Origin of the sequence: Archangium violaceum Cb vi76 (assembly GCF_000733295.1) — a bacterium.
Classification (GTDB): domain Bacteria; phylum Myxococcota; class Myxococcia; order Myxococcales; family Myxococcaceae; genus Archangium; species Archangium violaceum.
In genome coordinates this window covers 20,853-28,260 of record NZ_JPMI01000104.1, presented here as the reverse complement: position 1 = coordinate 28,260, position 7,408 = coordinate 20,853, and the positions used below count along the sequence as shown (strand labels likewise).

Sequence of the window (7,408 nt, the reverse complement as noted above, 5' to 3'; positions counted from 1 at the left end):
TCTTCACCCGCGTGTTTCCATGCGGTCACACGGACCCAGAGAGGTAAACCCTCACCCTGACCCTCTCCCAGAGGGAGAGGGGACATCCACGGGTCCCTACGCCGCGTCCTCCTGGGAGCGTGCCGGACTCTCCTCCTCGGGCTTCCAGGGCCACGCCAACGGGGCCATCCGCGCGTACAGCAGGAACAGGGCATCTCCGTCCGGGTGCTCCGCGCAGACGCGGCTCGCCTCGCTCAGCAGCAGCCCCGGCGACAGCACCCGGCCGGACTTGCGCAACACGGGCCGCAACTCCTCCGGCACCGCCGCCAGGATGCCTTCTTTGTTCAACCGCTCGTCGTTCGCCTCCGCGCACTGCTCCAGGTGCCGCATCAGCTCGGCCTTCAACCGCGCGTCATAGCCGAAGACGTACGAGCACATCTGGAACAGCTCCGAGCCCGCCTCCGTCATCAGGTCCGACTGCTCCCGCGCGAAACCCGGCTCGCCCGCCGCGCGCCACAGGCAGTCCCACCGTGCCTGGGCGGCGTATTGCGCGTACAGCGCCCGCGCCGTGAGGTAGCTCTGCATCGAGTCGTGGAAGAAGCGCACGTGCGTGGGCACCGGCCCCGGCCTCGCGTCCGCCGCCACCAGCAGCCCCGCGTCCAGCAGCATCCGCAGCTTCGCCTCGTCCGGGCTGTCGCGGAAGACGATCAGCCGGCTGCGATGCCGCCAATAGCTGCCCAGGCACAGCGCCTCCGCGAAGCCCAGCAGCTCCGAGGTCTCCGCGTCGTCCGGTGCCTTCTTCAACAACCCCGCGAACACCGCCCGGTAGAGGTTGATGACGCTGTCCACCCCTCCCCCGCCGAAGCGCAGCGCCAGGCGCACCAGCAGGGGCACGTACGTCCCGTCCGCCGCCCGTCCGCGGCAGATGCGCAGGAGGGACTCGGAGAGCGGCACCGGCTTGCCGTCCGGACCCGGGTACGCCGCCTGGAAGCGCTCCAGCCCCGCCGCGTCCAGCCGCTTCGGCTCCACCGCCATCCACCGCAGCGCGTGCGCCATCGCCGTCCGGTACGCCTCGTTCGGCCGCGCGGACAACAGCACGGGCGCGTGCAGCCCCATCTCCCGCTCCAGGTAGCGGCGCAGCGCCTCTGGCTCCAGCTTCGACTCGGTGAGGCCGTCCAACACCAGGAAGAAGTCCCCCGACTCCAGCAGCGCGTCCCGCAGCGCCTCCGGAAGACCCAGGTCCTGCAGGGCCTCCTTCGCGGCCGTCTCCAGGTCCTCCGCCGCCGGATCGATGAACACGGGCAGCGGCGAGGACGGCTGCTTCTCGAAGTGCTCCAGCGACAGACGCACCAGCCGCCGCAGGAGCGCGCTCTTCCCCCGGCCTCCCGCGCACTGGATGAGCAGGTGCGCGCGCTCGCGCGTGAGCAGCCCGCACAACTCCTCGGCCGTGCGCTCCGAGGCCGAGGGCGCGACTCCGGGCCCGGCGTACTCGGTGACGTGCGAGGAGAGCTCCACGAAGACCTCGCCATTGGCCTGGGCGGAGGACACGTCCACCCGGCGGCGGACCTGCCGGACATGCGTGGCGAAGAAGCGGCGCCGGAAGGAAGGCGAGCGCAGCAGCGGCGCCGCGGCCCAGGAGAACGGGTGCGTGAAGACGAGCCGGCGGAACACGGCCGGCGACAGCAGCCCCAGGCCCGCGCACAGCACCAGCTCGGCGCACGTCACGGCGAGCACCGTGGGCAGGTGGATGCGCAGCCCCCCCAGCAGCCCCAGCAGCTCGCCACCGCCCGCCCCCACTCCGGTGACGACATAGCCGGCGAGCGGCAACCACCGGCGGGTCACCCCCGAGGGGCGCAGCAACAGCATGGGCAACAGCAACAACAACGTCACCGCGAGACACGCCAGCGCGGTGCGAACCCAGACGCGGTCGAGCAACGGCACACCGAAGGGCACGTGCTGGAAGGTGGCGGTGAGGCGGGTGCCATTCTCCACCTCGTGCGCCACCACGGTGCGGTAGAGGTGCTCCGCGCTTCCCGGCGGCTCCGCCCACTGGAAGAGCACACCGGACGGCTCCGCGAGACGCCGCACGCCCTGCCCCACCAGCGCGCCCTTGCCCTCCTCCGCGCGCAATTCGAGCCGCAGCGTGCGTCCCACTCCCGCCGCCTGCGCGAGCCCGGGCCAGTCGAGCTCCAACGACTCCAGCGGCGCGCCCGCCTCCAGACGGCCCTCCACCAGAACGTTGCCCTTCGCGTCGCGCTCGAGATGAGCACCCCCCGCGAAGCCCACCCGTACGCGCCCCACGTCCGAGGCCGGCCCGTACAGCGAGCCCCGGGGAATACCCGTCACCCAGGCGCGGCCGGTGCCCTTCAGGGGGAACACGTCGTTCAGCCCCGCCCCCTCGAGCACCTGCGTGGCCCGCACTCCCACCGGCCCCAGCGAGAGCCGGAGCAGGCGGGTACCACCGTCCGACAGCGCCCAACCGCCGTTCGCGTCCAACGCCATCAAGCGGGGCTCGTGAAGGCCCGTCACCGCCTGGTCTCCCGAGGTGATGACCTGGCCCTTCACCGACAGCAGGCGGACCTCGCCCTCCTCCGTCACCGCCCAGGCGCGCTCCGCCGACACGGGGTGGAGCTCGGCCCGGCCCAACCCCTCCGCGTCCGCGCTGCGCGCCACCTCGCCTCCACCCTCTCCCAGGAGGTAGACACGCCGCTCGTCGCTCACCCACAAGTGCCCATCCGGCGAGCGCTCCACGGCGGGCGAGCCCTCCACCGTCACGCCGGGCCCCACCGTCTTCCCATCGAGCCCCACGAGCTTCAGCTCCAGGGCCGGGCCCGGCCCCACACTGGGGCCCGGGGACAGCAACACCCAGACGAGGTTGGCATCGCGGTGGGCGAAGAGCCGCTGGACATTCCCGAGCAGAGGCGTCGCGGTGGTCTTCACACCCTCCCGGCTCGCGAGGAAGAACTGGGACCCGGTCCTTCCGGGCACATCCGCGAGCACCCAGGCCCGATGAGGCTGCCGGGTGGGGAGCAGGGCCCACACGTTCTGCACGGGCACTGGCCGCGAAAGGGACTGAGCGCCCGCCCGCGGGTCCACGTGGAGGAGGCTCTGGTCCAGCACCAGCCAGCCCTGTTGGCCCCCGGCCACGGGCATCACCTTGCGCGCGGTGATCCACCCCGTGCCGAGGCGCACCGGCGTCACCTCGCCCGCGGCATCGGCGACCAGCAGTTGCCGCAGATTGAAATCGGAGACCACCCAGAGCCGCTCACGTCCCTCGGACGGCACCAGCGACATGTCCGGGATGGACACCTCGGGCACCTCGAGCCGCCGCTGGTGGTCCACCAGCAGGAGCACGGTGCTCGACTTGTAATCCGAGGGCACCTGCACGATGACCCACGCCCGCTCCGGGTCGGCGGTGGGCACCACGTTCACGACCCAGAAGCCCTTGTCGCCGAGTCCCTCGATGACGGACTCGCGGCCCTCCGCGTCCACCAACCAGAAGCCGGCCCGGTTCGGCGACCAGACCCAGGCGTGGTGGCCGTGTCCGCACGGCACCATCTGGCTGCCGTGGGCGAGCGGTTGCAGCCAGTGGCCCTCCACCTTCGCCTCGATGGGAGGCGGTGGAGCCTCGCTCCGGGCACAGCCCGTCACGCTCCCGAGCCACAGGAGCACGGCGCTCGCGAGAAGCAGTCCCGGGGAGACCGGGCTCCGAGGAAAGGACCGGGCACGGAAGGAAGTCGTCATGAAGAGGGGCCGGTGAGAGGGGCCGGAGACCACGCGGTGCACCGGCATTGTGGCACAAGTGCCCCCCGCCCGAGGCGTGCCTGCCCGCCAGGACGCCGGCCGGCCCTTCCCTCCCCACCCGACACTCCCGGGCCTCCGGTGCGTGACACCCGACACCGCCCCGCCCCGTGGGACGAGCCAACGCCAGGGATTGAACGATGCACCCCAGGGCCGCCCGACCCATCTTTCCCCCCACGTTACGTCCAGGAGACCTGTGTATGCGGCTCATCGTTTCCCTGATGTGTCTTGGCCTGCTGACCGCGAATGGCGTCGCGCGGGCGCAGTCCACCACGACCACCACCCAGCCCGCCTCGCCCGCGGTGCAGACCCCGCCCGCGCCGCCGCCTGCGGCCGCCGCACAGCCTCCCGCGCCCACCACCCAACAGCCTCCGCCGCCTCCACCGCCCGCGGCGCAGCCGGCTCCTCCGCCGCCTCCGCCCGCCCAGGTGCAGTCCGCGCCCCCGCCTCCGCCTCCACCCGCCGAGGGTCCCTCGGAGACGGCCGCCGAGCGCGCGGAGCGCTACAGCCGCTTCTCCTCGGGCGCGGGCGGCATGCTGCTCGTCTTCACCGAGCTGCTCAGCGGCGCGGTGACGGGCGGCATCCTCGGCAACACCTTCGCGTCGGACAACGGGACGTACGTGGGCGCGGTGATTGGAGGCCTGGGGCTCGGCACCGCCGCGGCCGTGTACCAGTACTACGTCCCGGTGGAGCGCAACGAATCGCTGCTCGCCGCGGGGGGCGCCGCGCTGGGCTTCCTCGCCGGTTTCGGCTTCGGCTCGGAGCAGGGGCTCGGCGACAGGGACCGCGCCGTCGCGGCGCTGCTCACCACGCAGGCCGGAATCATCGGCGTGCTGGCGGCCACGGCGCTGCCCGGTGACGTGAGCGATGGAGACGCGTCGCTCGTGGGGATGAGCGCCCTCTACGCCTTCGCGCTCACCGGCCTCGTGCAGGCCACGGTGCTGCTCGCGGAAGAGGGGGACCAGGACCCGAACCTCGCTCCGACGCTGGTGGCGCCCCTGCTCGGCATGGGCGTGGGCGGCCTGCTGGCGGTGCCGTTCGAGCTGTCGGCGTCGCGCGTCTTCAAGCTCACGGTGCTGCCCATGGGCGTGGGCGCGGTGCTGCTGCTGGCGGGCACGGCGCTCGCGGATGGCCCGGCCGTTCCGCTGTCGGCCATCGGCGGCATCGCGGCCACCTTCGTCATCACGGCGCTGGTCACCGCCGAGGAGCCGACGCCCTATCCGCCCACCTCGCCGAGGCTGCGGAGCCAGGCGTCCGAGACCTTCCGGGCCGTCCCCGTGCCGGTGCTGATGCGCACGGGCCGGCGCAACGAGTCGCTCACGGCGGGCCCGGGCCTGCTGATGCGCTTCTAGCGGGCGCCGCTACCGGGCCTTGAGCAGCCGGGTGAGCTCGCGGTCCAGCGAGGCGGCGAACTGCTGGCGGTCCTGGGCGGAGAACCCGCTCGGGCCGCCGGTCATCACGCCGCTGTCGCGCAGCTCCTGCATGAAGTTCCGGACGGAGAGGCGCTCGGCGATGTTCTCCTCGCTGAAGAGCTCGCCCCGGGGATCCAGCACCACCACGCCCTTGGGGACGAGCAGCGCGGCGAGGGGAATGTCCTGGGTGACGGCGAGGTCTCCGGACCCGGCGGAGGAGGCGATGTAGCCATCCGCCACGTCGAGCCCCGCGCCCACCTGCACGGTGGAGACGAGCTCCGAGCGAGGCAGGGTGAGGCGCTTGTTGGCCACGAAGACGGTGGGGATGTGCAGGCGCTGCGAGGCGCGCAGGAGGATGTCCCGCACCGGCCCCGGACACGCGTCGGCGTCGACCCAGATTTTCACTCAGCCCTCGGTATTGCGCAGGAAGTCGGCCACTTCGGCGAAGCGGTTGTCGAGGAAGCGGCGCACGTTGCCCTTCACCCCGCGGGCATCCATCGCGCGCTGCATGCAGCGCACCCAGGCGTCGCGCTGGGCGGTGTCCACGGGGACATGGCCGTGGCGCATGCGCAGGCGCGGGTGGCCGTGCTTCTCCATGTAGTGCTGGGGCCCGCCCAGCCAGCCGATGAGGAAGAGGCCGAAGCGCTCGCGCATGCCGCGCGACACCCTGCCCTGCTCATCCAGCTCGTGCAGGCGGGCGAGCGCGGGCTCGTTCGCATCCATGGCGTCGTAGAAGGCCTCGGCCAGGGCCTGGACCCCCGCCTCACCGCCCAGACGGTGGAAGGGCATGTCCTCCATGGAGGGAGTCCAGGTGTCGTCGTTGCCAGGAATGTTCAGCCCGATGGGCTTGAGCTCGGTGGACATAGCGGTATTCAACCCCGAGCCCATGTGCGCCATTTCTGGGCGGCATGCAACCCCTTGCGCGGGTCTCGCGGGAAACAACAGCCCGTGCGTTCAAGCGCTGTCGGCGGCCCAGCGCTTGGGGCGGGTCTTCAGCGTGGTGAGCCCGAGGGAGTCACACAGGGAGAGGAAACGCGCCCGGGGGACACCGGCCCAGGCGAGGTCCTCGAGTGACTTGGAGATGGGCGCATCCGTCACCAGGGTGGCGAGCTTGCGGTACAGCAGCGCGTCCTCGCGGTGCTCGCGCAGGGTGGCGGCGAGCTTGTCCGCACCACGAGGGCGTACGGACCAGGCGCTCGCGTCGGCGGGAATGGCCTCCAGGTGGCCGTAGGCGTTGAGCAGAGCGGACGCGCCCTTCTCTCCGAAGCCGGGCAGGCCGGGGATGCCATCGGCGTCATCGCCCACGAGCGCCAGCAGGTCCGGCACACTCGCCGGGGCGACGCCGAGCTTCGCCCGCACCGCGTCCTCGTCCAGCTCCTTCTGCTGCTTGCGGTCCACCTGGACCACCTTGCCGCCGCGCACACACTGGCCGAGGTCCTTGTCGGGGGTGAGCAGCCGCACCTGCTCCACCTTCCCGGACCAGCGCGCGGAGGCGGTGGCGAGCGCATCATCCGCCTCGAAGTCCTTCATGGACCAGACGGTGAGCCCGAGCGCGCGCATGGCCTCCTCGGCGAGGTCGAACTGGGCATGGAGCTCGGGGGGAACACCTTCGTCGGACTTGTAGCCGGCGAAGAGCTCATTGCGGAACGAGCGGATGGGGTTGTCGAAGGCCAGGGCCACGTGTGTCACGGACTCGTGGGCGTCGTGCAGCAACGCGAGCATCGAGGAGACGAGTCCCACGGTGGCCTTCACATCGCGGCCATCGGGAGCGGTGGCTCCGGGGCGGGGCGAGAAGTGGGCACGGTAGAGCTCATAGGTACCGTCGACGAGGTGCAGGCGCATGAGGGCTGTCTACCTCAATCCAAGCCTCAGCGCCGCCGGTAGCGCACCACGGTGACGTCCATCTCCGCCTCACGGGCTTCCAGCGTGGACACCATCACCTCGAGGGCCCGCTCCTCATCGAAGCCGCCGCTGCCCGCGCCGATGATCGGAAACGCCACGGAGCCGAAACCGTGCTCCCGGGCCCTCGCGAGCGCGTTCGTCACCGAATCCCGGATGGACCGCTCCGACGAGCGCCAGAGCATCCGGTTCCAGGCGTTCACGATGGCGTCGACCCGCTGCTCCAGCAGGTCTCCCTCGACGATGCGCGGCGTCATATGGCGGACTCCAACCTCCACCAGTCAACGTGAGCGGCCGCTCCCTGTCGAGCCTCCCCT

The 7,408-nt window shown here is 71.7% G+C and carries 6 protein-coding genes; 1 reads left to right on the top strand and 5 read right to left on the bottom strand.

The genetic code is table 11. From position 1 onward, the window contains the following. Positions 1–96: 96 nt before the first annotated feature. On the bottom strand, positions 97–3,723 hold the full coding sequence (locus Q664_RS16400) for a hypothetical protein (protein WP_160174419.1): 3,627 nt from the start codon (positions 3,721–3,723) through the stop codon (positions 97–99). Positions 3,724–3,980: 257 nt separating this feature from the next. Here Q664_RS16400 and Q664_RS57760 point away from each other — a divergent pair, with 257 nt between their 5' ends. Beyond that, on the top strand, positions 3,981–5,132 hold the full coding sequence (locus Q664_RS57760; protein WP_052518221.1) for a hypothetical protein: 1,152 nt from the start codon (positions 3,981–3,983) through the stop codon (positions 5,130–5,132). A gap of 9 nt (positions 5,133–5,141) precedes the next feature. Here the strand turns inward: Q664_RS57760 and Q664_RS16385 are convergent, their stop codons facing one another. From Q664_RS16385 to Q664_RS16370, 4 genes are all read right to left on the bottom strand, one after another. Then, positions 5,142–5,597, bottom strand: a complete 456-nt coding sequence (locus tag Q664_RS16385) for a YaiI/YqxD family protein (protein WP_043395659.1) — start codon at positions 5,595–5,597, stop codon at positions 5,142–5,144. Then, positions 5,598–6,056, bottom strand: a complete 459-nt coding sequence (locus tag Q664_RS16380) for a group II truncated hemoglobin (RefSeq protein WP_143195963.1) — start codon at positions 6,054–6,056, stop codon at positions 5,598–5,600. It abuts the gene before it with no gap. 90 nt (positions 6,057–6,146) lie between these two features. Next, the gene (locus tag Q664_RS16375; protein WP_043395653.1) at positions 6,147–7,034 is read right to left on the bottom strand and encodes a 5'-3' exonuclease; all 888 of its coding nucleotides are present in this window, start codon (positions 7,032–7,034) and stop codon (positions 6,147–6,149) included. Positions 7,035–7,060: 26 nt separating this feature from the next. Next, positions 7,061–7,348: a macro domain-containing protein gene (locus Q664_RS16370; protein ID WP_043395650.1), complete on the bottom strand. Its 288-nt coding sequence runs from the start codon at positions 7,346–7,348 to the stop codon at positions 7,061–7,063. Between the last annotated feature and the right edge of the window lie 60 nt (positions 7,349–7,408).

Coding starts and splice junctions, on each gene's coding strand:
- Q664_RS16400 (WP_160174419.1), bottom strand. CDS start 3,723: ATGACGACTTCCTTCCGTGCCCGGTCCTTTCCTCGGAGCCCGGTCTCC.
- Q664_RS57760 (WP_052518221.1), top strand. CDS start 3,981: ATGCGGCTCATCGTTTCCCTGATGTGTCTTGGCCTGCTGACCGCGAAT.
- Q664_RS16380 (WP_143195963.1), bottom strand. CDS start 6,056: ATGTCCACCGAGCTCAAGCCCATCGGGCTGAACATTCCTGGCAACGAC.
- Q664_RS16375 (WP_043395653.1), bottom strand. CDS start 7,034: ATGCGCCTGCACCTCGTCGACGGTACCTATGAGCTCTACCGTGCCCAC.
- Q664_RS16370 (WP_043395650.1), bottom strand. CDS start 7,348: ATGACGCCGCGCATCGTCGAGGGAGACCTGCTGGAGCAGCGGGTCGAC.